The sequence below is a fragment of the Naumannella huperziae genome, from assembly GCF_054073625.1.
Genome location: NZ_JBSXPH010000001.1, coordinates 573573 through 597008, shown reverse-complemented (window position 1 = coordinate 597008; position 23436 = coordinate 573573). Strand labels below are relative to the sequence as shown.

Sequence of the window (23436 nt, the reverse complement as noted above, 5' to 3'; positions counted from 1 at the left end):
ACCCCGGTCTGGCCCGCGCCGGGCGCCGCCGAGACCGCGGGCCTACTGAACACCGCCGACCGCTCTCCTAGGCTGGTCCGGTCATGAAGAATCCCGTCCGCTGGATCGTCGAGCCCGGCTATCGCTCCGAGCAGGCCGCCTGGTGGCCGAGCCTCGTCCTGAGCGGAATGGCCGTGCTGGTGACGGCGGTGCCGTGGGCGCTGCTGGCCATCGACCAGCCCCGCAGCCCGGACTCGTTGCGGTACGCCGCTTTGTTCCTCGCGTCGTTGCTGGTCACCGGCGGCTGGGGTCTGCGGCGTCACTATCCGGGGCTGATGCTGGCGATCGGCATCGCTGGCTGCCTGCTGCTGGTGATCCTGCGCACCCCGGTGCCGGCGATCGCCATGGTGCCCTTGATCATCTTCGACTACGGGCGCTGGAGCACGCGCTACAGCCGGCTCGCGGTGGGGGCCGGTCTGGTCGGGGCGGTGCTCGGGCCGATGGCCTGGATGCTGTCGCCGGAGTATGTCCAGGGCGGTGCCACCGATTGGTCGCTGTCGATCTTCCTGGTGCTCGTCTTCGGCTGTGCCGGGATGGTCGTCGCGCCCTATGTGATCGCGCGCTTCCTGCGGGCCAGCGACGCCCGGGTCGAGGAGCGACAGGCGAGCGAGGCGGAGCGGATGCGGCACGCGCTGGCCGAGCGCGAGCACCGCGCGCGGACCGCCGAGGCGAATGCCCGCAACCAGATCGCTCGCGAACTGCACGACATCGTCGCGCACTCGCTGTCGGTGATCGTGGTCCAGGCCGAGGGCGGCCGCGCCCTGGCCGAACGCAAGCCGGACAAGGCCGCCGACGTGCTGAACACCATCGCCGACACCTCCCGGGAGGCCCTGGACGAGATGCGCCGGATCGTCGGCGTGCTTCGGGACGGGCCGGAGGCCGCCAACCAGCCCGACTATCTGCCGGCGCCGACGCTGGCCGAGATCGGCGAGATGGTCGCCCGGGCCGGCGACCGGTTCCGCTACGACGAGCAGGGTACGCCCCCGCGCTACGCCTCCCGGGCGCTGCAGCTCACGGCGTACCGCGTGGTCCAGGAGGCCGTGACCAATGTGTTGAAGCACGGCGGACCGGCGGCGCGTGCGGAGGTGATCGTCACCTATCACAGCGACGCCGTCGAGCTGAGCGTGATCGACGACGGACACGGCGCGGCCGCCGGAAATGATCTTCAGGGACATGGCTTGCAGGGCATGCACGAACGGGTGCATGCGATGGGCGGCCGGCTGGTCGCCCGCCCGCGGGCGGGCGCCGGATTCGCCGTGCACGCCGTCCTGCCGCTGGCCGCGCAGCCGCCACAGCCGTACCGGCGCCCGGTCGCCGCAGCGGAGGCCGTCGAGCCGGGGCCCGCCGGCCTCGATGCGCTGCGGGCGACGATGGCCGATCCGCGACCCCCGGCGTACCCGGGAAACTCACGATGAACACATTCACGACGAACAACAAGGGCGAGCGATGAGTCTGAAGATCTATCTGTGCGACGACCAGGCGCTGGTGCGCGGCGGCTTCCGGATGCTGATCGAGGCCGAAGATGATCTTGAGGTGGTCGGCGAGGCGAGCAACGGTCAGCAGGCCGTGCGCGATCTGACCCGTCGGCCGGCCGATGTGGTGCTGATGGACATCCGGATGCCCGTGATGGACGGCGTCGAGGCGACGCGGGCCCTGGTCGAGGCCGACAACCCGACGAAGGTCCTGGTGCTGACCACCTTCGATCTCGACGAGTACGTCTTCGCCGCGCTGCGCGCCGGTGCCAGCGGCTTCCTGCTCAAGGATGCCCGGCCGGACGACCTGTTGTCGGCGATCCGCGACGTGGCGAGCGGCGAGGCCGTCGTCGCGCCGAGCGCCACCCGCCGGCTGCTTGATCATGTCGTGCAGCACCTGCCGACCGGCACCGGCGAACGGACCGACGACCCGCGGCTCGGCCTGCTCACCGAGCGCGAGCGCGAAGTGCTCGGCGAGGTGGCCAAGGGCGCGACCAATGGCGAGATCTGCCGGACCCTCTACATGGCCGAGGGCACCGTGAAGACCCACATCGGCCGGCTGCTCGCCAAGCTCGAGTGCCGGGATCGGGTGTCGCTGGTGCTGTTCGCCTACGAGACCGGGATCGCCAAGGTCAACTGAGACCGCCGGCGGCCGCCGCGTACCCGTCGAGGAGGGGTGTCGGCGCTCCGAGCCGGGGCGGTAGGGTTCGATACGTGCCCCGACCTCCGGGGCCGCACCAGTGCTCACTGGTGGAGCCACCACCCGAGCGCACTGCGGGTGGGCCTCCGCCGCCGCAACGTCGAGGAGACCGCCGTGCCCACCCATGACTACGAAGCGCTGCTCAACGCCGACGTCTACGACGCCAACGAGGACAAGGTCGGCAGCGTCGGCCAGCTCTTCCTCGATGACCAGACCCAGAATCCGAGTTGGGTGACGGTCGGCGTCGGGCTCTTCGGCGGCAACGAGATCTTCGTCCCGCTCGCCGACGCCCAGTTCGTCGAGGGCCGGATCCGCGTGCCCTACACCAAGGACAAGATCAAGGGCGCGCCCGCCCAGGACGTCGACCAGCACCTCTCCCGCGAGGAGGAGGATCTGCTGTACGCCTATTACGAGGTACGCGGGCAAGGTGGCATGCCGCCCGCCGACGACCGCGCGCAGGCGGGTGCGGTGGGCCAGGCTGGTACGGCGGGCGTCGCCGAGCGGGAGGGGGCCGACCGGGACGTGACCGACCGGGACGTGACCGACCGGGACGTGACCGACCGGGACGCGACCGACCGGGACGCGACCGAGCAGGACGTGACCGAGCAGGCCGAGCAGCAGACCGTGCTTCGCGAGCCCGGCAACGCGGACGCGACGCGTGGTGAGTCGACGGCCGGCCCGGGTCTCGGGGCGGCGGGCGTGGCCGGCGCAGGTCTGGGCGCGGCGGCTGCCGCCGGCGGAGCCGACGACCAGCCCCGAACCGGCGAAGCCGGCGAGGAGTTCACGGGCCAGGGCCGGCGCGGCATCGCCGACGACCGTGCCGGTGACGAGACCGCGACGCCCGGCCGGGACGCCGGGGCGCCGGGCGCTGAGTCGGCATGGGCCGACCCGCGGACCGCCGCCGAACAGGAGCAGGACCGGAGCGCGACCCCGGCCGATGCGGAACCGGGCGACACGGCATCGGGCGATGCGGGACTCGGCGCCACGGTCGGAGGCGCGTCGGTGGGTGACGAGCCGACCGTGGATGCGCCGGCGGCGACCGAGCGCAGCGTCCCGGGACCGCTGACGAGCAACGACGAGGGCGATTACGGCGTACCGGCCGATCGGCGCGATGCCGCCGCAGGCGAGTTCGCGGCGTCCGAGGAGACCGTCGAGGGCGTCACCGTCGAGCAGGTGGCCGTCGAGCCGGATCCGGCGGTCGGCGCCGACGATCCCTACGCCACCTCCCCCGGCGGTGAGGTCACGGACGAGACGACGCTCGAGGACTCCCCCGCCACCGAGACCCGGGACTCCGAGTTCCGGGACTCCAAGTTCCGGGACTCCGAGTTCCAGGAGTCCGAGACGCAGGAGTCCGAGACGCAGGAGTCCGAGACGCAGGACTCCGAGACGCAGGACTCCGAGACCGGGAACTTTGAGAACCGGGGCGCCGATGCAGAGGACGATCCGGTGCCGGGCGCGGCGTACGCGGGCGCGACCGGCGCCGCCGGCGCCATCGGCCTGGCCGGCGCGGTCGCCGCCGATCGAGACGCGGCCGAACGGGACGCGGGCGAACGGGACGCGGGCGAACGAGAAGACGAGCGCACCGCCGACCCGGACCGGGACGAGACCGCCACCGAGGTGGACGAGAGCGCCGAGGACACCCGATCGATCGACACGGACGACCTCGCCGCCGGCGCCGACTCCGGCGACCTGCAGCCGGGCATGGGCAGCATGGTGGACCCCGAGGACCCGTACCAGCCCCACCCCATTCCCGCCGATGCCTTCGCCGGAGCCTCCACCGACGAGACCGACACCCCGGCCGCCGCCGACGAGACCCCGGCCGCCGCCGACGAGGACGACGAGACCGACGAGACCGACGAGACCGACGAGACCGACGAGACGAGCCTCGCGGCCGCGGATGCGGCGGACATCACGGCAGCCGAGGACGAGGACTTCGCCGGTACGTCCGACGCTCCCGACGCCCGTCCCGCCGCCGGGGACGCCTTCCTCGGCGACGGCGGGGCGCAGACCCCCGAGGGCTACGTCGTGGAGGACGTCCGCAGCGACGAGGAACTGATCGTCACCGAGCGCACCGACAGCATCGGCGACGTCTCGGCCAGCACCGGCGACGTTTCGACGGGTACGCCGGTCGACGGCATCGACGGCTCCGATGACGACCTGTTGGGCACCGCCCCGGAGGACCCCGACGCCGCCGACCGGTTCGGACCGGCCGCGGGAGCGCCCGCCGACGGGTCGCCCGGGTTCGGTGCGGCGGCGGGGGCCGCCGGTGCGGCCGGATTCGCCGCAGCCGGCCGGTCGACCGACCCGGGCGCCACCAACCCGGGCACCAGCGACCCGGGCCCGACCGACCCGGGCACCAGCGACCCGGGCCCGACCAACCCCACGGCGGGCCCGACCAGCACCCCGCGAACCGAGCAGCCCCCGCGCGCCGGGCAGCCCCCGCGTACCGGACAGACTGGCGGCCGCGGCGACGGGATGGTCCGCTTCGAGGACGGCCTGGCGAAGGCGCAGGTCGGGCTGACGAAGTTCCTGCGCTATGTGCTCACCGAGGCCGAGCGGCTCGCCGGGCGCGCCAACACCCGCCTCGACGAGATGGAGCGCGAGGGCCGACTGCCGGGCCAGCGGCGCGATCCGCGGTCCGGCGATCCCCGGGGCGGCACCGGCCGCTGAGCTCCGCCCGTCCGGTCAGGCACGCTCGCCCGCGGGCGCCTGACCGGGCGCGGTCTCAGACCCGCAGCTCGCTGCGCCGGGCCGGCTCGACGGGCGGGGCCGGCTGGACCAGCTCCCCCAGCCGGCCGGGCAGCTCGCTCAGCCCGCGCCACCAGCGCACGGTCGCCGACAGCTCCAGCCGGACGATGCGGGGCCGATCGGTGGCCACGAAGCCGAGCTCGGCGAGCAGCCCGCCCGAGACGTCCGGGCAACCCGCGGCGGGCGCGGCCTCCACTGCCGCCACCGGCCGCGGCGCGCGGAGCAGCCGCGCACACGCCCCGCGTACCAACTCCTTCGACACCCGGCGCAGCGACTCGCTCGGCGCCACCCGCAGCGCGGTCAGCACCGCCGCGTCGGGCTCGAACGCCAGCTCCGCCGGTGCGGCCGGCGGCGGGGAGAGCAGCAGCCAGCCGGCACACCGCCCTCCGGCGAAGTACGCCACCCCGGCAAAGCCCCAGACCGAATCCGCGAGCCGGGCGCGCAGCAGGTCCGCTTCCCCGACCGCTCCCCCACCCAGCGGGGGCAGGGCGCCCACTGACGCCGCGCCCACGCGTTGCAGCCGGCTGACGATCATGGGCCCATCGTAGGCCGGTCCGTACACTGAGGCGCATCATGAGGCACCCTTGGAGAATGAGCACGCCCGCCAGGCCGGAATCCGTCGCCGACCCGGGCGACGGTGGCGCCGTGGCCGGCTCGGCGCGGCGTCAGGACACCAGGCTCGATTCCTATGTCGACCGGTACGCCGCGCGTACCCACGGCATGAAGGCATCGGCGGTGCGCGCGCTGTTCGCCGTCGCGAATCGCCCCGAGGTGGTGTCGCTGGCGGGCGGGATGCCCAATATCGCCGACCTCCCCCTGAACGTCGTCGGCGACGCGATGCGCGAGATGATCCTCGACGTCGGCCCGCAGGCCATGCAGTACGGCTCGGGCCAGGGCGAGCCGGAGCTGCGCGAACAGATCTGCGAGGTGATGTCGCTGGAGGGGATCGCCGCGCATCCGGACGATGTGACGGTCACCGTCGGCTCGCAGCAGGCGCTCGACCTGCTGACCCGGATCTTCTGCGACCCCGGCGATGTGGTGCTCGCCGAGGCGCCGAGCTATGTCGGGGCCCTGAACACCTTCGGCGCCTACCAGTCCCGGGTGGTTCATGTCGGCATGGATGATCATGGTCTGGATCCGGCCGCGCTGCGCGAGGCCTGCGCGTCGCTGCAGCGGCACGGGGCGCGCGCGAAGTTCCTCTACACGATCCCGAACTTCCAGAACCCGGCCGGGCTGAGCCAGCCGGTGCAGCGGCGCCGGGAGCTGATCGAGGTGGCGCGCGAGTTCGACCTGTTGATCATCGAGGACAATCCCTACGGGTTGTTGAACCTCGCGGGTGATCCGCTGCCGGCCATGCGATCCATGGACGCCGAGCGCGTGATCTATCTCGGCTCGTTCTCGAAGACGTTCGCGCCCGGTTTCCGGGTCGGCTGGGTGCTCGCGCCACATGCGGTACGCGAGAAGCTGGTGCTGGCCCAGGAGGCGGCGACGCTGTGCCCGCCGGTGTTCTCCCAGTTCGCCGTGTCGAAGTACCTGTCCAGCCATGACTGGCGCGGGCAGATCGAGTCGTTCAAGTCGATGTACGCCGCCCGCCGCGACGCCATGCTGGCCGGCCTCTCCGAGCACATGCCGGCCGGCACCACCTGGACGCGCCCGGACGGCGGCTTCTTCGTCTGGCTCACCCTGCCCGAGGGCCTCGACTCCCAGGCCATGCTGCCCCGCGCGGTGTCCAACCGGGTGGCCTATGTGCCCGGAACGGCCTTCTACGCCGACGGTCTGGGCAGCCGGAACATGCGGCTGTCCTACTGCTATCCCACGCCCGAGCGGATCATCGAGGGCACCAAGCGGCTGGGCGAGGTGCTCGGCCGCGAGCTGGAGCTGCACGAGACCTTCGGGCTGCATGATCAACCGCGGGCCGTGGAGCGCAGCCAGGCGCCGCGCCCGGACCAGCGGTGAACGCGGCCGTGGGCGAACCCACCGTCGTGGTGCTCGCCGGTGGGCTCTCGCACGAGCGCGAGGTCTCGTTGCGGTCCGGCCGGCGGGTTGCCCGGGCGCTGGCGGACGCGGGCCACCGGGTCACCGAGGCCGATCTCGACTCGGCCCTGATCCCGACCCTGGTCGATCTTGCCGATCCCGTCGTCTTTCCGGTGTTGCACGGTGAGACCGGCGAGGACGGCTCGTTGCGCGAGGTGTTGGACCTGCTCCGTGTGCCCTATGTCGGCGCCGGCCCGGCCGCATCCCGAATCGCCTTCGACAAGTCGATCGCGACGACCGTGGTGGCCGACGCCGGGGTCCGCACGCCGCGCCAGGTCGCGCTCCCCCACGAGGTCTTCCGCGAGCTCGGCGCCGCGTCGCTGGTCGGCGCGCTCGGTGATCAACTCGGGTTTCCGATGATGATCAAGCCGGCCCGATCGGGCTCGGCCTTGGGCTGCACCCGGGTCGACGAGCCGGCCCAGGTCGCGCAGGCGATGATCGCGGCGTATGCCTACGGCAATCTGGCGGTGATCGAGACGTTCGTCGCCGGGACCGAGGTCGCCGTCACCGTGCTGGACGTGGGAGACGGTCCGGAATCCCTGCCCGCGGTGGAGATCCGGCCCGATTCGGGGGTCTATGACTATGCGGCTCGCTACACCGCCGGGGCGACGCGGTTCCTGGCGCCGGCGGACATCTCCGATGCCGACGCACGGGCCTGCGCGGAGCTGGCGCTGCGGGTGCACGATGTGCTCGGCCTGCGTGATCTGTCCCGGACGGACATGATCATCGGCGCGGACGGACCCGTCTTCCTGGAGGCGAATGTGGCGCCCGGGATGACCGAGACCTCCAGCGTCCCGCTCGCGATCGAGGCTGCCGGACGGGACCTGGTGGGCGTCTGTTCCGCGGTCGTCGCCGCCGCGCGCCGGCGTACCCGATGATCATGACCGAGGACGAGCCCCGCCAGGTGTCGGCGCGACCGGCCGGGCGAGTAGCGCCGCTGTGGCAGCGAGCGTTGATCATCGCCGCCGGGGTGCTGGCCGCGGCGGTGATGGCGGGGCTCGGGTTGTGGCAGGCGCAGGTCTTCGTGGACGACGGGGTACGCAATGCGGCCGCCCGTGCCGACCTGCCGCCGGCGCCGCTCGACGAGGTCGCGCCGGCCGGAACATCGCCCGTCGACTGGTACGGCCGGACGCTGACGGTCGCCGGGGAGTACCTGCCCGAGACGCAGGTGCTGATCCCCGACGGGCAGCGCTTCCGGGTGTTGACGGCGCTGCGCACCGATCGCGGGAACGTGCTTCCGGTGGTGCGGGGCGTGGTCGAGCGTCCGTCCGCTCCCCCGCCGCCGGCGGGGCGGGTGGAACGCTCGGGGGTGCTGCTGGCGCCGGAGCTGGGCACCGAGGCGGAGCTGCCGCCCGGCCAGATCGGTTCGGTACGCCTGGCCCGGCTTGCCCAGACCTGGCCGCGGCCGCTGGTCTCGGGCTTCGTCACGCTGCCGGCGGAGCAGGCCGCCGCTGAGGGCCTGGCGCCCGATCGGCTTCGGCTTCCCGATGCCGGCGGATCGGCCCGCAATCGCGGCTATTCCGTGCAGTGGTGGATCTTCGGCGCGTTCGCGCTCGGCATCTCGATCAAGATCGCCCACGACGCCGGCCGCGGCCGCGGGGTGTTGTCGCGGCGGCTGGGCTGACCCGCGATTCGGTTTCGACGATCCGGTCAACTACAGTCCGTAGTGTGGACGAGAAGGGCATACGCGGCGCGCTGACCCGCTATCGGGTGATGGCGTGGATCGTCGGGATCCTGCTGGTCGTGCTGGTCTGCGTCGGCGTACCGCTGAAGTATCTGGCCGGCAACGACACCGTGGTGACCTGGACCGGCATCCCGCACGGCTGGCTCTACATGATCTTGCTGATCACCGCCTTCGACCTCGGCCGGCGGGTCAAGTGGCCGCTGTGGCGGCTGCTGGTGATCGCCGCAGCCGGCACGGTGCCGTTCCTGTCCTTCGTCGCCGAGCGGTACGCCACCAAGGACGTCCGCGCCAAGCTCGCCAGCGGCGAGATCGGCCGCCCGGTCCCCGCCACCGACTGACCCGCTCCCCCGGAGCCCCGCCTTCCGTCGCGGCAGCCTCCTGGTCGACCATCTCCTCGTCAGCTATCGCCGCCTGGACGTGCCCGCAGGGGGCGATAACTGACGACACCTCCGGGTGCGGGTCGGGGTCGACCGCTCTGTATCGATTCAGGTGCGCTCGCCCAGCAGGTCGAGGATCCGCTGCAGGTCGTCCTCGCCAGCGAACTCGATGGCGATCCGGCCGCGGTGCCGCGCCCCGATCTTCACCTCGACGCGCGTCTCGAAACGATCCGACAGCCGCTCCCCCAGCTCCTTCGCTCGCGGCGACGGGGCGGCGCTACGCCGTTCGCGTGGCGCCGCGGTCTCGGACTCCCCGAGCGCGACGACCTCTTCCGTCGTGCGCACGCTCAGGCCCTCGGCGACGATGCGTTGCGCGAGCCGTTCCTGGGCCGCGCCGTCGGCGAGTCCGAGCAACGCGCGAGCGTGGCCCGCGGACAGCACACCCGCGGCTACCCGTCGCTGGACCGTCGGTGGGAGGCGAAGCAGGCGGAGCGTGTTGGAGATCTGCGGGCGCGAGCGCTTGATGCGTACCGACAGCTCCTCCTGGCTGCAGTCGAAATCATCGAGCATCTGCTGGTACGCCGCGGCCTCCTCCAGCGGATTGAGCTGGGCCCGATGCAGGTTCTCCAGGAGGGCGTCGCGGAGCAGGTCATGCTCGTCGGTCTCGCGCACGATGGCCGGGACGGTCTCGCGGCGCGCCGCCTTCGACGCGCGGAGCCGCCGCTCCCCCATGACCAGCTCGTATCGATCGCGGCCGAGCGGGCGTACCACCACCGGCTGCAGCACCCCGATCTCGCGCACCGAGTCCGTGAGCTCCGACAGATCGTCCTCGTCGAAGGTGGTGCGCGGCTGCCGGGGGTTGGGGCTGATCGCGGCCACCGGCAGCTCGGCGTAGCGCGAGCCCTCCGGCATCTGCGGCGGTGGCGTGCCGTTGATCACCACCGAGTCCGCGGGGCCCTCGTGGTCGGTCCGCTGGAACAGCTCGCCGAGCCCGCGGCCGAGGCCGCGGTTCTTGCCGGACTTCGGGGTGCTCATGCGTTCTCCTTCGCGCCGCGCCTGGCGATCTCTTCCGAGACCTTGAGGTACGCCTCGGCACCGGCCGAGGCAAGGTGGTAGGTGATCACGGACTGGCCGTAGCTGGGCGCCTCCGAGATGCGTACCGAGCGGGGGATTGCGGTGTCGAGGGTTTGCTCGGGGAAGTGCTGGCGTACCTCGTCGGCGACCTGGGAGGACAGCCGGGTCCGGGCGTCGAACATGGTCAGCACCACGGTGGACAGCCGGAGGTCGTCGTTGAGCTCGCCCTTCACCAGATTGATCGTGTTCATGAGTTGGGACACGCCTTCGAGCGCGTAGTACTCGCACTGGATCGGGATCAGGATCTCGCGCGCGGCGACGAGGGCGTTCAGCGTGAGCAGGCCGAGCGACGGGGGACAGTCGAGCAGGACGTAATCGACCTCGGCCGTTTCCAGATGCTTGGCCACGGCCTTACGCAGCCGCGTCTCGCGCGCCACCGATGACACAAGCTGGACCTCGGCCCCGGCCAGGTTGATGGTCGCCGGGAGTACCGACAGCGTTTCCGCCTCGGGCGACGCGACCGCGTGGTCCGCGATGCTCGCGCCCTCCAGCAGCACCTCGTAGGTGCCAGGAACGTCCTCGTGGTGCTCGACGCCGAGCGCGGTGGAGGCGTTGCCCTGCGGGTCCAGGTCGATGACCAGCACGCGCAGACCGCCGAGTGCAAGGCCGGTCGCGATGTTGACCGTGCTGGTGGTCTTGCCGACACCGCCCTTCTGGTTGGCGACGACGATGATCCGCGGCTCGCTCGGGCGGGGGAGTGCCGTTTCACGTGAAACGGGGGTGTCCAGGTCGTCGGGGCGCTCCACGGGCGGCGTCTCGTCGGCGTCGAAGCGCGCTCGCTTGGCGCTCTTCGCCGCGCCGGCCATCCGGGCCACCGCCGATTCGCCGTCGCGCTCGCCCGCCACCGGCGCCGAACGCTCTCGGTCCTCGGCTCGCTCGATGCGTGTCGATCCGGCCACGGCGGGGCTCCTCGTCTCGTCCGACTCCGGGTCCGTTTCACGTGAAACGCCCGGCCAACCCAACGCTATCGCTTCGCGCGGACGGCCCGGCCAGCCCAGTGCCGACTCGACCTCATCACCCGCTCGCGCCGATCGCTCGACCATGACCACCTCTCAGTCGCGCCGGAGCCGCACGGCGGTCGTCGGCTCCGCGTCTGCATGGGCCCGGACCTCCAGCACCTCGGCCCGCACGCCCAGCCGTTCGAGGGTACGCCGCGCCGCGCGCACCTCGTCGGAGGCCGAACGGCCCTTCAGGGCGAGCACGGAACCGCCGTCGGCCGTCAACGGCACCGACCATTCCGCCAATCGGCCCAGGGGAGCGACGGCACGAGACACCACCGCGTCCCAGCGGCCCGTCACTTCCTCTGCCCGCGCCCGCGACACCGACGCCCGATCGCCGAGAGCAAGGTCGTCCACCGCGCTCTCCAGGAAGTTCGCCCGCCGCAGCAGCGGCTCCAGCAGCGTCACCCGGAGGTCCGGTCGGCCGATCGCCAGCGGGATCCCCGGCAGGCCCGCGCCGCTCCCGACGTCGACCACGCTCGCCCCGGCCGGCACGAGCCCGGCCAGCGCGTACGAGTTCAGCAGGTGCCGCGGCCACAGCCGCGGCACCTCGCGCGGACCGAGCAATCCCCGCTCGACCCCGTCGCTCGCCAAAATGTCGACATATCTCTGAGCGAGTCCAAACCTGTCGCCGAAGACGGCCCGCGCGACCTCGAGCTGCCCGGAACTCTCGGTCACGCCGACGGCAGCACCACGACGTGGCGCCGCGGCTCCTCGCCCTCGGACTCGCTCCGCAGGCCGGCCTCGGCCACCGCGTCGTGCACGATCTTGCGCTCGAACGGGTTCATCGACCCCAGCGCGACCGAGTCCCCGCTGTTGCGTACCTCAAGGATGGCGTCCGCCGCCAACTCCCGCAGCTCCGCCCGACGCCGGTCGCGGTGCCCACCGATGTCCAGCATCAGGCGGCTCCGGCGCCCGGTCTCCGTCATCACCGCCAGCCGCGCCAACTCCTGCAGCGCGTCCAGCACCTCCGCGTCCTTGCCGATCAACACCTCGGCGTCGGTGATGATCGACACCTGCGCTCGGCCACCCTCGGTGTAGCTGTCGATGTCGCCGTCCAGATCGGCGATGTCCAGCAGCTCCTCCAGGTAGTCCGCCGCGACCTCGCACTCCTCGTCCAGCGGGGACAGTTCGGGCTCCTCGGCCGCGGCATCCGCCGCCTCGGCATCCGGGGCCTGGGCCGCAGCCCCGTTCGCCTCGGTCGTCGCGCTCTCCTCGGGCGTCGCGCTCACCTCGGGCGCCTCCGTCGTCGCGGCGGGTACGCCCTCGCCCTGCGTCGCCGTCTCCTGCTCGCTCTGGCTCATCTACTCTCCTCTGATTCCAGGGGTCCCGGGAAACCCGGGACGAGAACGCACGCGGCACGCCGCCGCGCGGTGGGGTCCTACCGGCGACCGCCCTTGCGGTTCGATCGCGACTTCTTGCGTGGTTGCTGGCGCTGGACCTTGGGGGTCTCGTCCTCCGGCTCGGCCTCGGTGGCAGTCGCCGCGGCGCCCTTCGCCGGGGAGGCCGGCTTGCCATTGGCCTTGGCCCGCTCCTCTTCCATCTTCTTGCGCCGCAGGTAGGTGGGGTCCTTCTCCTTCGGATCCCCGCCCTTGGCGATGATCCGGGCCTCCCAGGCGGCATAGGCCGGCGTACCCGGTGTCGGGTTGTTGCGGATGATCCAGGCCTGTTGGCCCATCGTCCACAGGTTGGTGGTGAGCCAGTAGATCAGCACACCGATCGGGAAGTTCACGCCACCGACGGCGAAGATGATCGGAAACAGGTACAGGATCAACTTCTGCTGCTGCGCCATCGGGCCCTCCAGGGCCTCCGGCGGCATGTTCTTCCGGGAAATCTGAAGCTGGGTGTAGAACATCGTGCCGCACATGGCCAAGATCAACACGACGGTGACGATCTGCACCGCGATCAGGTCCGGATTGCCGAAGCTGGGCAGGAATGTCGCCGAGATCGGCGCCCCGAAGATCGTCGCGTTCTGCAGCGACGGGACCAGTTCGGGGTTCTGCACGATCCAATAGCCCGTGGGGATTCCCCGCGACGCGCCGTTCAGCACATTGAACAGCGCGAAGAAGATCGGCATCTGCAAGATCAGCGGAAGACAGGACGCCATCGGGTTGACGCCCTCTTCACGCATCAGCTTCTGCGTCTCGATCGCCATCCGCTCGCGATCACCGGCGTACTTCTTGCGGATCTCCGCCATCCGTGGCTGGACGAGCTGCATGTTCCGCATGGATCGGATCTGCCGGACGAACAGCGGGAAGATCGCGATCCGGATCACCGCGGTCAGGCAGACGATCGACAGCACCCAGCCCCAACCGCTGTCGACGCCGAGCAACTGGCCCCACAGCGAGTGGAAGAGCACGAGCAGACCCGAGACCACCCATTCCAGGGGCCACAGGATCGTGGAGAAGAAGCCTCCGATACTGGCAAACAGATCGTTCATCGGTCAGTCGATTCCTCGCGACGCAGGGGACGAAAACGTGGGGGAGGGGGTACGCCGAAGCTCCGCGAGCTCATCGGCCCAGGCGGCCGCGGCCGGCGTACCCGGAACCGGGTCGTAGCCGCCCCGCGACCACGGATGGCAGCGGCCGATCCGACGGATCGCGAGCCCGCCGCCGCGCCAGGCGCCGTGGGTTTCGACGGCCTCCAACCCGTAGGCGGAGCAGGACGGGTGGAACTTGCACACCTGCCCGTAGAGCGGGCTGACGATCAGCCGGTACGCCTTGAGGAACGCGATCAGCAGCGTCTTCATGCGCCGGCCTCCAGCTTGCGCAGGCAGCCGCGCCAGGCCGAGCCGAGGTCCTCGGACAACTCGGCCGACCGGCCCGCCGCGGGCAGCGCCCGCACGACCAGGTGGGTGCCGGCGGGGGTATCGGCGAGCAGGTCCCGACCGAGGTGCCGCAGCCGGCGCTTCACACGATTGCGGGTGACCGCGTTACCGACGGCCCTGGACACGACAAAACCGACGCGCGTGGGCGCGTCGGTGTGTCGGCCGTGCACGACGACGGTGGGACGGGCCGATCGCACCCCGCCGCGGACCGTGCGGCGAAAGTCGTCGCCAGCGGTCATCCGGGCGGGGGCGGGCAGCACGCGCGAGGGTCGGTCGGTCAGCCGGCCAGGCGGGTACGGCCCTTGCGCCGGCGCGCGGCCAGGATGGCGCGGCCCGCGCGGGTGCGCATCCGCAGGCGGAAGCCGTGCGTACGGCTGCGCCGACGGTTGCTCGGCTGGAACGTGCGCTTGCTCACGAGTCACTCCTCGGGGACGGCCGCAGGCACACCGACGTACGCTTCGCCTGCTGGGATCAAGGAAAAGGTCGCTGACGGCCAGCGACCAGTCAACGGTACGCGGCCCCGCCGCCACGGTCAAACGCCGACGCGACCACAGCGGCGCGTATCTGTCCACGCGACACGCCGCACCGGCGATGATTGGTCCTTGCGCCACTTGCTGCTGCCCCTCCACGTTGGTAGCTTCGTCACTCCGAGCGGACGAGGCCGCCTGGTCCCGGCGGCAGGTATCCGGAGACGGTTCCCACACCTTGTGGATAACTCCTGTGGGTATCTCCTTGCCCGGATGCGGCCGGACCGCTCGCCGATTGGTCTGTCACGCACGATTGCCGGAGCGGAGGGTGTGGAGCTTTGTCCGAGTCCTCCGACGGCCAGTCTCCGTTCGACGGCCACGCCCGTGACGGATCGGGCCACGGTCCGGACTCCAATCCGCTGCCGACCGTCTGGGAGCGCATCGTCTCCGACGCGCCGCGGGAGCAGGGGATCTGGTTGCGCCGCAGCCAACCGCTGACCCTGCACGAGTCAACCGCCGTCGTCGCGGTCGCGAATGACTTCACCCGCGACCGCATCGAGACCCGGATGCGGCAGACCCTCGAGCAAGCCCTCGGGCAACATTTCGGCCAGCCGATCCGGCTTGCGCTGACGGTCGACCCGACCCTGGCGGATCTGCCCGCCGACGACCCGGCCGAGGCGACCGAGCACGATCCCGAGCCGATCGCACCGCTGCCGCCCCCGGCCACCAGCAACGGCGCGGGTATCGACAGCCGACTGAACCCCAAGTACTCCTTCGAGAACTTCGTCATCGGGGCCTCCAACCGGTTCGCGCACGCGGCCGCGGTCGCCGTGGCCGAGACCCCGGGCAAGGCGTACAACCCGCTGATGATCTACGGGGACTCCGGCCTGGGCAAGACCCATCTGCTGCACGCGCTCGGCCACTATGTGCGCAACTACTACGACCGGGCGCGGGTGCGCTACGTGTCGACCGAGGAACTCACCAACGACTTCATCAACGCGATCCAGAACAACCGGCAGGCCGAGTTCCGCCGACGCTACCGCGACGTGGACGTGCTGCTGATCGACGACATCCAGTTCCTGGAGTCGAAGATCCAGACCCAGGAAGAGTTCTTCCACACGTTCAACACGCTGCACAACGCACAGAAGCAGATCGTGATGACCTCCGACCGGCCGCCCAAGCTGCTGGAGGCACTCGAACCCCGCCTGCGCAGCCGCTTCGAGTGGGGACTGATCACCGATGTCCAGGCTCCCGACCTGGAGACCCGGATCGCGATCCTGCGGAAGAAGGCCGCCCAGGAGCGGCTGACCGCCGGCCCGGACGTGCTGGAGTTCATCGCCACCCGGATCCAGACCAACATCCGCGAGCTCGAGGGGGCGCTGGTCCGCGTCACGGCGTACGCCAGCCTGCAGCGCGAGGATGTGGACCTGACGCTGGCCGAACAGGTGCTGAAGGACCTCATCCCCGAAGGCGACGAGGCCGAGATCACCGCCTCGACGATCATCGCCCAGACCGCCGGCTATTTCGGCATCTCCATCGACGATCTCACCGGACAGTCGCGCACCCATGCCCTGGTCAGCGCCCGCCAGATCGCGATGTACCTGTGCCGGGAGCTGACCGAGCTGTCGCTGCCCAAGATCGGCCAGCAGTTCGGTGGCCGCGACCACACCACGGTGATGCACTCGGAGCGGAAGATCCGCACCCAGATGGCCGAGCGCCGAAGCGTCTTCAACCAGGTCACCGAGCTGACCAACCGGATCAAGAGCCAGGCCTCGCGCCGCTCCTGAGCCCGGCCGCCTCCGCGGACCCGGACCGCCCCGCGTCACCCCTCCATCACCCCGAATCCGGGCGTGATCTTCCTTACATTCGTCTCAGTCAACCGTTGGGGAGAACCCTGTGGAGAACTGTGGACAGGGCCGTGGACCGCGATCGGCCGACGGTTCTCGTCGATTGCCCATCCGCATCTCCTCCCCGTGTAATTCCGACCTTCACACACCCCGGTCAACACCCTTGACATGGGGCTGACCAGGCAAAACACCGGATTCTCCACAGCATGCACAACGCCTACGACGACGACCAGAAGACAACCATCTCCCACCTGGTTGAAGTCTGCCGACCACCGAACTGGGGACAACCGTCCGTCCCGCCGAGTCGAGTGGTGCCCGTCACACGTCCTGAACGGTTTATGAAACCGTGACACCGCGGAGCATGGTTGAACGGACAATCTGTGTTCTGATGTCACCCAGTCGCACCCGCGCACACGTGACGTCGGGAGCGGCTCCAATCCCGGGGTGTGGTGGAGTGCAGTGACCCGTCACACCCCGGGTACCCAAGCCCACCCGCGCCCGCTGTGCAGCGGCGCCTCGCCGTGGCTATGATCGCAACGCTTCGTCTGCCCGCCCGCCGCGGCACGCAGGCGTTCCCCAGGATCGCCCGGATGCGGCGGTCCCGCCGACGACATCAGGAGGTGCGGTGAAGGTCCGAGTCGAGCGCGACGTGCTGGCCGAGGCGGTCGCGTGGGCGGCCCGGAGCCTCCCGAATCGCCCGAGTGCGCCGGTCCTCGCCGGGCTGTTGTTGAAGGCCGACGACACGGGCCTGGTCCTGTCCAGCTATGACAACGACACCTCGGCACGCATTTCCATCGCCGCCGAGGTGAGCGATGAGGGCGAGGCGCTGGTGTCGGGTCGACTGCTGGCCGAGATCGCCCGGTCGTTGCCGAACAAGCCGGTCGAGCTGACCGCGGACGACTCGAAGATGGAGTTGGTCTGCGGTTCCTCCCGATTCACCCTGCAGGGGCTCCCGGTGATGGAGTACCCGGCCCTGCCGTCGCTGCCGGAGACGGTCGGTACCGCGCCCAGCGGTGACTTCGCCCAGTCCGTGGCCCAGGTGGTGGTCGCCGCCGGCCGCGACGAGCTGTTGCCGGTGTTCACCGCCGTGCGGATGGAGATCGACGGCGACACGGTTTCTCTGCTGGCCACCGACCGCTATCGGATGGCCCTGAAGGAGTTCACCTGGCATCCCGCCACGAGCCAGGCCTCGGGCGCGGCGCTGGTGCCGGCGCGGGTGTTGTCGGAAACGGCCAAGTCGATGACCGCCGGCGAAGAGATCGCGCTCAGCCTGTCCGCGGGCAGCAGCGGCGACGGCCTGATCGGTTTCGAGGGCGATCTCGGCTCCGGTGGGGTACGCCAGACCACCACCCGGCTGCTGGACGGCGACTTCCCCAAGGTCCGCCACCTGATGAACATCCAGCCGGCGCTCAGCGTGCGGGCCTCGGTCGCCGACCTCACCGCGGCCGCCCGCCGCGTCGCCCTGGTCGCCGAGCGGAACACGCCCCTGCGGATGCTGATCGGCGAGGACACGGTCACCTTGGAGGCGGCAACGGGCGACCAGGCCCAGGCTTCGGAGGCCATCGACGCGGTGGTCGACCTGCACGGCTCGGGCGAGCCGGCGATCACCGCCGCCGGCTTCAATCCCAACTACCTGCTGGACGCCCTCGGCGCGCTCGACGTGCCCTATGTGAACTTCGCGTTCACCGCACCCGGCAAGCCCTGCCTGTTGACCGGCCTGGAGGATCTCGCCGGCGACCCGCAGACCGACTACCGGCACGTGATCATGCTGATGCGGCTGCCGGGCTGAGCCATCGCCGGCTCGCCGAGGACGCCCGGGCCAGCACCGTTCGATCCAGCCAAATTGGAGGATGTCGATCATGAAAATGGGACTCATCGGACTGGGCAAGATGGGCGGCAACATGCGGCAGCGGCTGCGCAACGCCGGCATCGAGGTCGTCGGATACGACCGTGACCCCGCACTCACCGATGCCGCCGATCTTGCCGATCTCGTCGGCCAGCTCGGCGACTCGCCGCGGATCGTCTGGGTGATGCTGCCGATCCAGGCGGTGCCGGAGACGCTGGCGACCCTCAAGGAGCTGCTGGGCGAGGGCGATGTGGTCATCGACGGCGGCAATTCCAAGTGGACACACGATGTGCCGAATGCCGAGCTGCTCGCCGAGAAGGGCATCGGCTATCTGGATGTCGGCGTGTCCGGTGGGGTCTGGGGCCTGGAGAACGGGTACGCCCTGATGGTCGGCGGCTCCAAGGAGAATGTCGCGAAGGCCCTGCCGATCTTCGAGGCGCTGAAGCCCGAGGGCCCCTACGGCTACGTGCATGCGGGCGGCGTCGGGGCCGGCCACTTCGCGAAGATGGTGCACAACGGCATCGAGTACGGAATCATGCAGTCCTACGCCGAGGGCTGGGAGCTGCTGACCGCGGCCAGCGCGGTGGACGACGTGCCGGCGGTGTTCGAGTCCTGGCAGGAGGGCACCGTGATCAAGTCATGGTTGCTCGAGCTCTGTGTCCGGGCCATGCAGGAGGACCCGAACCTCGATCACATCCGGGGGTACGCCGAGGATTCCGGCGAGGGCCGGTGGACGGTCGAGGCCGGGATCGATCTTGCCGTCCCGACGCCGGCGATCACCGCATCGCTGTATGCCAGGTTCGTGTCCCGCCAGGAGGATTCGCCGGCGATGAAGCTGGTCGCGGCGATGCGCAACCAGTTCGGCGGGCACAAGGTGCTGGCCGAGGACGAGAACTCCCGCGACGACGCCAGCGATCGTCTCGGCGAGGGCGCCGCGGGCCGGGCCAAGGCCTGATCCGGGGCATCCCCTGTTCGTCGATCACCTGACTCTCGCCGACTTCCGGTCCTATCCGGCGGTTGATCTTGCGCTCGGCCCGGGGCCGACGACCTTCGTCGGATCCAACGGGCAGGGCAAGACCAATCTGGTGGAGGCGATCGACTACCTCGCCACGCTCGGCTCGCACCGGGTCGCCTCGGACGTGCCGCTGGTGCGGCACGGTGCGGAGCGGGCGCTGGTCCGGGGCCGGGTGCGCGCCGGTGTCGAGGATGACCGGGCCGTGCTGCTGGAGGTGGAGATCAATCCGGGGCGGGCCAACCGGGCGCGGTTGAACCGGTCGCCGGTGCCCAGGCCGCGCGAGCTGCTCGGCATCTTGCGTACCGTCGTCTTCTCCCCGGAGGACCTGGCGATCGTGAAGGGCGACCCGAGCGAGCGGCGGCGGTTCATCGACGAGCTGGTGATCACCCGCTGGCCGAGGCTGGCCGGTGTCCGGGCCGACTACGACAAGGTGTTGCGGCACCGCTCCACGCTGCTGAAGACCCTCGCCGGCCGAGGGCCGGTTCGCGGCGGGGGAGGGCACGGCGATGCCGAACACACCCTTGGCGTCTGGAACGACCAGCTCGCCCGGCACGGCGGCGAGTTGCTCGAGGCGAGGTTGCGTACCCTCGCCGACCTGGTCCCGCATGTCGCCGCCGCGTACGCCGCGATCGCCCCGCGCAACAATGTCGCGACGGCGACCTATCAGCCGGCCATGCCGCTGCCGGCCGAGATCGATCGCACCGCGCTGGCGGCCGCGCTCACCGACCAGATGGCGCAGCGTCGCGACGAGGAACTGCGGCGCGGGGTCACCCTGGTCGGCCCGCATCGCGACGAGATCGCGCTGGCGCTGGGCGAGTTGCCGGCCCGCGGGTACGCCAGTCACGGCGAGTCCTGGTCGTTCGCGCTGGCGCTGCGGCTCGGCGGATTCGATCTGCTGCGAGCCGACGACCTGCAGCCGGTGCTGATCCTGGACGATGTGTTCGCCGAGCTCGACTCCACCCGCCGCGAGCGGCTGGCCGGCCGGGTCGCCGAGGCCGAGCAAGTGCTCGTCACGGCGGCCGTCGGCGGCGATGTGCCGGCGAGGCTGGCGGGGAACCGGTTCGTTGTGGACGATGGAATGGTGACGCCAGCCGAGGACCGACCGTGAGCGAGCCGCCCGGGCCCGGGCAACCCGCCGGGCAGCGGCGACCCGAGCTGCCCGAGCACGACGCCACGGGCCTGGATCTGGCGCGCCAGATCGCCGGGGGAGTGGGCGCCGGCGGTCGCCGGCGCCGCCGGAGGAGCTCCGAGGCAACCGGCCGCCCGGCGGGCCCGCAATTGTCCGGGTCGCGGCCCGACGACCGCGACCCGCAACCACTCGGCACGACGATGGATCGGTTGTTGTCCGACCGCGGCTGGCGCGTGCGGGTGAGCGTCGCGCTGCTGCTGGCCCGGTGGCCCGCGCTGGTCGGCCCGGTCAACGCCGACCACAGCGCACCCGAGTCGTTCGAGGACGGCGACCTCACCGTGCGGGCCGACTCGACGGCCTGGGCGAGCTCGCTGCGGGCGATGGCGCCGCAGGTGGTGGCGAAGCTGAACGCCGAGCTCGGGGACGGAACCGTGCGCCGGATCCTGGTCCGGGGCCCGGATGCGCCGAGCTGGAAGCACGGCCCACGCTCGGTCCGCGGCCGGGGCCCGCGCGACACCTACGGGTGAGTGGCACCCGCGGGCGCGGGCCGCTCTAGACTCCCGCTCGATGGCAGCACTGCGCCTGTTCTGGCACCAGTTCTACGACCTGGCGGTCACCACGGTGACCGTCTGGTGGCGGCTGCTGCCGAAATTGCTGCTGATCCAACTGATCGGCTGGACGGTGTACAACGCGCTGCAGCGGCTCGGCGCGATCAGCGCCGCCCAGTCGACCTGGCCGGCGATCGCGATCTTCGCCGCCGGCCTGCTCTGCCTGCTGATCGCCTACGTCACCTCGCTGCGGCTGGTCGGGCGGGAGCTCGGCATCCGCGATGTGGTGCCCCGCGAGGTGGAGGATGATCGCGACGACTCCCTGACCCGGATGCTCGCGGCGACGCTGCTGCCGTTCCTCGGTATCTACGCCGCGTTCGACTACATCCGCGACGAGTCCGCGGACATGATCGTGCTGGCCGAGATCATGTACGGCGGGGCGTTCGGTCGCGGCATCCTGCAGGAGATCAACCCGAACGCCGGGCCGCGCACCCTGGCGCTGGTGGTCGGCGTGCTGGTCGGCATCTATGTGGTACGCCGGGGCTTCGACCTGCTGCACGAGCGCACCGGGTGGCGGGCCTTCGGGATCGTGGCAGCACTGCTGGAGGCCTTCTTCCTGGTCCTGGTGATCTTCAGCGGTGGACGGCTGCTGGAGTCGTTGCGGCTGTGGTGGGAGGACCGGCAACTGCACGAGTGGCTGGAGACCCTGACCGCCGGGCTCGCCGTCGCCGTGGAACCGCTGCGGATCAACCTGCCCGCGGTGCTCACCGCGCTGGCCCGCGGCCTGGACACGCTCTGGGGCTGGTTCGTCACCGGGATGGCCGAGCCGCTGGCCTGGCTGGCGGTCGCCGCGCTGGTCTTCGGATCCCATGTGCTGTCGCTGGCGGAGATGTGGCGCAAGGGCCAGCCGCTGACCAGCCACGTCCTCCCGCGGACCCGGCTGGCTCGGGCACCCGCCGCCAAGAAGGGCAGCGGGACCACCGGCCGGCGGATCTGGCTGGAGATCCAGGAGCTGTTCTTCGGCGACATCGACGACCGCTACCTGCCGACCCTGCAGTCCATCCGGATCGTGCTGCGACCCGGCCTGACCTTCCTCGCGGCGTACCTGCTCTGGTACGCGCTGCTGGACGGCGCCCGCACGGCCTTCTTCGACCGGATGGTCACCGCCGTCGGCGGCGCCGACATCCCGTTCTGGTTACAGTGGCTGCCGGCGATGGAACTGGTCAGCGACCTGCTCTACCAGCCGCTGTTCATCTGCCTGCTCGGCGTGACATTCCATCGTTGCCTGCTGACCCTGCGCGGTCGGGCCAGCACCGGTCCGGCGCAGCGGCCGAGCCGCGTGGTGCTGGCGCCCGCGCAGCCGGCACGGTCCGCGGAGGGTACGCCGTGAGCCCACCCGTGACGCAAGGCTCGGCGCCGGGCGAATCGGGGCACCTGAGCGCGATCCGCTTCGGTGCCGGTGATGTCGCGCCGCGCGAGCCCCGCCGGCGCCGGGTCCCGGCAATGGGGTTGATCATCCTGCTGGTGGTCGCGACGTTCTCGGGCTGGCTGTCGCAGCTCGGCGCCAGCAACGAGATCACCTATGTCGACCGGGCGTACCCGGTCGGCGCGACCGTGCAGCACAAGGAGGCCGACCTCCGGGTGGACAGCATCGATGCGGCGACGACGGTCAACGAGCAGCCGACCGACGGGCTCTTCCTGATCGTCGGGCTGACGCTCGCCAACACCCGGGGCACCGATGGTGTCAGCATCGGCCACTACGAGTTGGTCACGCCGGACGGGGTCACCTATTCGGCGTCGACGGTGTCGGCGCCCCGGGTGCAGCCGGGCTTCCGGGAGAGCTTCCGGCTCCCGGTCGTCGTCGACCCCGCGCGGCTGGAGGGCCTGCGGCTGCGGCTCTTCGACACCCCGACCTACACCGTGAGCGAGCCGCGGGAGACGGTCGATCTCGGCATCGACGCCGCCGACGCAGAGCGGCTGCGGGCGTCGGCCAATCGTGCGGTCGAGATCGAGACCTCCACACCGGAGGGCATCCGATGAGTACGCCGGTGGCGCCGCGGCGATCCGGGCGTACCCGGGTGTGGCTGCTGGTGATCATCATCGCGAGCATCACCGGGAGCCTGATCGCGGGCTGGGTCTTCTATGTCGGTACGTTCACCTCCGATCGGTTCGGGCAGTTGCCGCCGGGCGCGGCATTCCGCAACAACAACGGCTTCTCGATCCGGGTGCTGAGGCTGACCGCCCGGCCGTCGATTCCGGGCACCATCGAGCCGGACCCGGCCCCGCCCGGGGCCGTTTTCGTGGTTGCCGACCTGGAGGTGACGGCGCCCGATCCGCTGCCCGCCGAGGGCGGCTGCAGCATGGAGCTGGTCGGCCGCGGCGGCCGGACGTGGGAGTCGTCGTTCCAGAGCCTCCCCGACATCCCGTCGGGGTGTTCGGACCTGCTGCCGGGTGAGACCGGCGCGGCCGCGGTCGTCTACACGGTGCCGGCCGCCGAGCTGGGCTCGATCTACGGGCTGGGCTTCGAGAATTTCGACGGCTCGCGGGACATGGTGATCCGGCCCTGACCGG

At 71.1% G+C, this 23436-nt stretch carries 23 protein-coding genes and 1 pseudogene; 15 read left to right on the top strand and 9 right to left on the bottom strand.

All coding sequences use genetic code 11. The features are described from left to right. Positions 1 to 83: 83 nt before the first annotated feature. The 3 genes from ACXDC7_RS02835 (at position 84) to ACXDC7_RS02825 (ending at position 4881) form a co-directional block, all read left to right on the top strand. A complete protein-coding gene (locus ACXDC7_RS02835) occupies positions 84 to 1454 on the top strand; it encodes a sensor histidine kinase (RefSeq protein ID WP_179444916.1) in 1371 nt (456 codons plus the stop codon). A gap of 31 nt (positions 1455 to 1485) precedes the next feature. After that, positions 1486 to 2151, top strand: coding sequence for a response regulator (locus ACXDC7_RS02830; protein ID WP_179444917.1), 666 nt, complete (start codon positions 1486 to 1488; stop codon positions 2149 to 2151). Between the two features lie 174 nt (positions 2152 to 2325). After that, positions 2326 to 4881 (top strand): PRC-barrel domain-containing protein, encoded by a 2556-nt coding sequence (locus ACXDC7_RS02825; RefSeq protein ID WP_459221111.1) that lies wholly within the window; start codon positions 2326 to 2328, stop codon positions 4879 to 4881. A 55-nt stretch (positions 4882 to 4936) separates the two neighbouring features. Here the strand turns inward: ACXDC7_RS02825 and ACXDC7_RS02820 are convergent, their stop codons facing one another. Beyond that, positions 4937 to 5494, bottom strand: a complete 558-nt coding sequence (locus ACXDC7_RS02820) for a hypothetical protein (RefSeq protein ID WP_459221110.1) — start codon at positions 5492 to 5494, stop codon at positions 4937 to 4939. Between the two features lie 56 nt (positions 5495 to 5550). Between ACXDC7_RS02820 and ACXDC7_RS02815 the strand changes: the two genes are divergently transcribed. The 4 genes and pseudogenes from ACXDC7_RS02815 to ACXDC7_RS02800 form a co-directional block, all read left to right on the top strand. Next, positions 5551 to 6915, top strand: coding sequence for an aminotransferase-like domain-containing protein (locus tag ACXDC7_RS02815; RefSeq protein WP_459221109.1), 1365 nt, complete (start codon positions 5551 to 5553; stop codon positions 6913 to 6915). A gap of 8 nt (positions 6916 to 6923) precedes the next feature. Next, a complete protein-coding gene (locus tag ACXDC7_RS02810) occupies positions 6924 to 7871 on the top strand; it encodes a D-alanine--D-alanine ligase family protein (RefSeq protein ID WP_459221108.1) in 948 nt (315 codons plus the stop codon). A gap of 2 nt (positions 7872 to 7873) precedes the next feature. Beyond that, positions 7874 to 8617, top strand: coding sequence for an SURF1 family protein (locus ACXDC7_RS02805; RefSeq protein WP_179444922.1), 744 nt, complete (start codon positions 7874 to 7876; stop codon positions 8615 to 8617). 47 nt (positions 8618 to 8664) lie between these two features. Beyond that, a pseudogene (locus tag ACXDC7_RS02800) lies at positions 8665 to 9015 on the top strand (DUF3817 domain-containing protein); the annotation flags it as partial. A 147-nt stretch (positions 9016 to 9162) separates the two neighbouring features. Here the strand turns inward: ACXDC7_RS02800 and ACXDC7_RS02795 are convergent. The 8 genes from ACXDC7_RS02795 to rpmH form a co-directional block, all read right to left on the bottom strand. Continuing rightward, positions 9163 to 10089, bottom strand: a complete 927-nt coding sequence (locus ACXDC7_RS02795) for a ParB/RepB/Spo0J family partition protein (RefSeq protein WP_459221107.1) — start codon at positions 10087 to 10089, stop codon at positions 9163 to 9165. After that, positions 10086 to 10994: a ParA family protein gene (locus ACXDC7_RS02790; protein ID WP_179446497.1), complete on the bottom strand. Its 909-nt coding sequence runs from the start codon at positions 10992 to 10994 to the stop codon at positions 10086 to 10088. Before ACXDC7_RS02790 ends, ACXDC7_RS02795 begins: the two co-directional genes overlap by 4 nt. Positions 10995 to 11240: 246 nt before the next feature. Further along, entirely contained in the window at positions 11241 to 11864 is a 624-nt protein-coding gene (gene rsmG / locus ACXDC7_RS02785; RefSeq protein WP_459221106.1) for a 16S rRNA (guanine(527)-N(7))-methyltransferase RsmG, read from the bottom strand. Next, a complete protein-coding gene (locus tag ACXDC7_RS02780; protein ID WP_459221105.1) occupies positions 11861 to 12490 on the bottom strand; it encodes a Jag family protein in 630 nt (209 codons plus the stop codon). The genes rsmG and ACXDC7_RS02780 overlap by 4 nt, the downstream gene beginning before the upstream one ends. Before the next feature lie 77 nt (positions 12491 to 12567). Next, positions 12568 to 13626: a membrane protein insertase YidC gene (gene yidC / locus ACXDC7_RS02775; protein WP_459221104.1), complete on the bottom strand. Its 1059-nt coding sequence runs from the start codon at positions 13624 to 13626 to the stop codon at positions 12568 to 12570. A gap of 3 nt (positions 13627 to 13629) precedes the next feature. Next, entirely contained in the window at positions 13630 to 13935 is a 306-nt protein-coding gene (yidD, locus tag ACXDC7_RS02770) for a membrane protein insertion efficiency factor YidD (protein WP_459221103.1), read from the bottom strand. Beyond that, the gene (gene rnpA, locus ACXDC7_RS02765) at positions 13932 to 14273 is read right to left on the bottom strand and encodes a ribonuclease P protein component (RefSeq protein ID WP_179444928.1); all 342 of its coding nucleotides are present in this window, start codon (positions 14271 to 14273) and stop codon (positions 13932 to 13934) included. The genes yidD and rnpA overlap by 4 nt, the downstream gene beginning before the upstream one ends. Positions 14274 to 14290: 17 nt before the next feature. Then, positions 14291 to 14428 carry a 50S ribosomal protein L34 gene (gene rpmH, locus ACXDC7_RS02760; protein ID WP_179444929.1) on the bottom strand — a complete coding sequence of 46 codons (138 nt, stop codon included), beginning with the start codon at positions 14426 to 14428 and terminating at the stop codon, positions 14291 to 14293. Positions 14429 to 14818: 390 nt separating this feature from the next. On the opposite strand from rpmH, the gene dnaA reads away from it, so the two are divergent. The 8 genes from dnaA to ACXDC7_RS02720 all read left to right on the top strand — a co-directional run bounded on the left by dnaA (position 14819) and on the right by ACXDC7_RS02720 (position 23432). Then, positions 14819 to 16267 carry a chromosomal replication initiator protein DnaA gene (gene dnaA / locus ACXDC7_RS02755; RefSeq protein WP_179444930.1) on the top strand — a complete coding sequence of 483 codons (1449 nt, stop codon included), beginning with the start codon at positions 14819 to 14821 and terminating at the stop codon, positions 16265 to 16267. Positions 16268 to 16952: 685 nt separating this feature from the next. Continuing rightward, positions 16953 to 18116 carry a DNA polymerase III subunit beta gene (dnaN, locus tag ACXDC7_RS02750; protein ID WP_459221102.1) on the top strand — a complete coding sequence of 388 codons (1164 nt, stop codon included), beginning with the start codon at positions 16953 to 16955 and terminating at the stop codon, positions 18114 to 18116. Between the two features lie 70 nt (positions 18117 to 18186). Then, on the top strand, positions 18187 to 19128 hold the full coding sequence (gnd, locus tag ACXDC7_RS02745) for a phosphogluconate dehydrogenase (NAD(+)-dependent, decarboxylating) (RefSeq protein ID WP_179444932.1): 942 nt from the start codon (positions 18187 to 18189) through the stop codon (positions 19126 to 19128). Between the two features lie 13 nt (positions 19129 to 19141). Then, positions 19142 to 20296: a DNA replication/repair protein RecF gene (gene recF / locus ACXDC7_RS02740; protein WP_459222795.1), complete on the top strand. Its 1155-nt coding sequence runs from the start codon at positions 19142 to 19144 to the stop codon at positions 20294 to 20296. Beyond that, positions 20293 to 20844, top strand: a complete 552-nt coding sequence (locus ACXDC7_RS02735; RefSeq protein WP_459221101.1) for a DUF721 domain-containing protein — start codon at positions 20293 to 20295, stop codon at positions 20842 to 20844. The genes recF and ACXDC7_RS02735 overlap by 4 nt, the downstream gene beginning before the upstream one ends. A gap of 40 nt (positions 20845 to 20884) precedes the next feature. After that, a complete protein-coding gene (locus ACXDC7_RS02730; protein ID WP_179444933.1) occupies positions 20885 to 22255 on the top strand; it encodes a hypothetical protein in 1371 nt (456 codons plus the stop codon). Then, on the top strand, positions 22252 to 22905 hold the full coding sequence (locus tag ACXDC7_RS02725; RefSeq protein WP_459221100.1) for a hypothetical protein: 654 nt from the start codon (positions 22252 to 22254) through the stop codon (positions 22903 to 22905). Before ACXDC7_RS02730 ends, ACXDC7_RS02725 begins: the two co-directional genes overlap by 4 nt. Continuing rightward, positions 22902 to 23432 (top strand): hypothetical protein, encoded by a 531-nt coding sequence (locus tag ACXDC7_RS02720; RefSeq protein WP_179444935.1) that lies wholly within the window; start codon positions 22902 to 22904, stop codon positions 23430 to 23432. Before ACXDC7_RS02725 ends, ACXDC7_RS02720 begins: the two co-directional genes overlap by 4 nt. Positions 23433 to 23436: the final 4 nt, after the last annotated feature.

What these genes read in the sequence shown, in the direction of transcription:
- ACXDC7_RS02835 (WP_179444916.1), top strand. Translation starts at nt 84, where the DNA reads ATGAAGAATCCCGTCCGCTGGATCGTCGAGCCCGGCTATCGCTCCGAG.
- ACXDC7_RS02830 (WP_179444917.1), top strand. Translation starts at nt 1,486, where the DNA reads ATGAGTCTGAAGATCTATCTGTGCGACGACCAGGCGCTGGTGCGCGGC.
- ACXDC7_RS02820 (WP_459221110.1), bottom strand. Translation starts at nt 5,494, where the DNA reads ATGATCGTCAGCCGGCTGCAACGCGTGGGCGCGGCGTCAGTGGGCGCC.
- ACXDC7_RS02815 (WP_459221109.1), top strand. Translation starts at nt 5,551, where the DNA reads ATGAGCACGCCCGCCAGGCCGGAATCCGTCGCCGACCCGGGCGACGGT.
- ACXDC7_RS02805 (WP_179444922.1), top strand. Translation starts at nt 7,874, where the DNA reads ATGACCGAGGACGAGCCCCGCCAGGTGTCGGCGCGACCGGCCGGGCGA.
- ACXDC7_RS02795 (WP_459221107.1), bottom strand. Translation starts at nt 10,089, where the DNA reads ATGAGCACCCCGAAGTCCGGCAAGAACCGCGGCCTCGGCCGCGGGCTC.
- ACXDC7_RS02790 (WP_179446497.1), bottom strand. Translation starts at nt 10,994, where the DNA reads ATGGCCGGCGCGGCGAAGAGCGCCAAGCGAGCGCGCTTCGACGCCGAC.
- ACXDC7_RS02780 (WP_459221105.1), bottom strand. Translation starts at nt 12,490, where the DNA reads ATGAGCCAGAGCGAGCAGGAGACGGCGACGCAGGGCGAGGGCGTACCC.
- yidC (WP_459221104.1), bottom strand. Translation starts at nt 13,626, where the DNA reads ATGAACGATCTGTTTGCCAGTATCGGAGGCTTCTTCTCCACGATCCTG.
- yidD (WP_459221103.1), bottom strand. Translation starts at nt 13,935, where the DNA reads ATGAAGACGCTGCTGATCGCGTTCCTCAAGGCGTACCGGCTGATCGTC.
- gnd (WP_179444932.1), top strand. Translation starts at nt 18,187, where the DNA reads ATGAAAATGGGACTCATCGGACTGGGCAAGATGGGCGGCAACATGCGG.
- ACXDC7_RS02730 (WP_179444933.1), top strand. Translation starts at nt 20,885, where the DNA reads ATGGCAGCACTGCGCCTGTTCTGGCACCAGTTCTACGACCTGGCGGTC.
- ACXDC7_RS02720 (WP_179444935.1), top strand. Translation starts at nt 22,902, where the DNA reads ATGAGTACGCCGGTGGCGCCGCGGCGATCCGGGCGTACCCGGGTGTGG.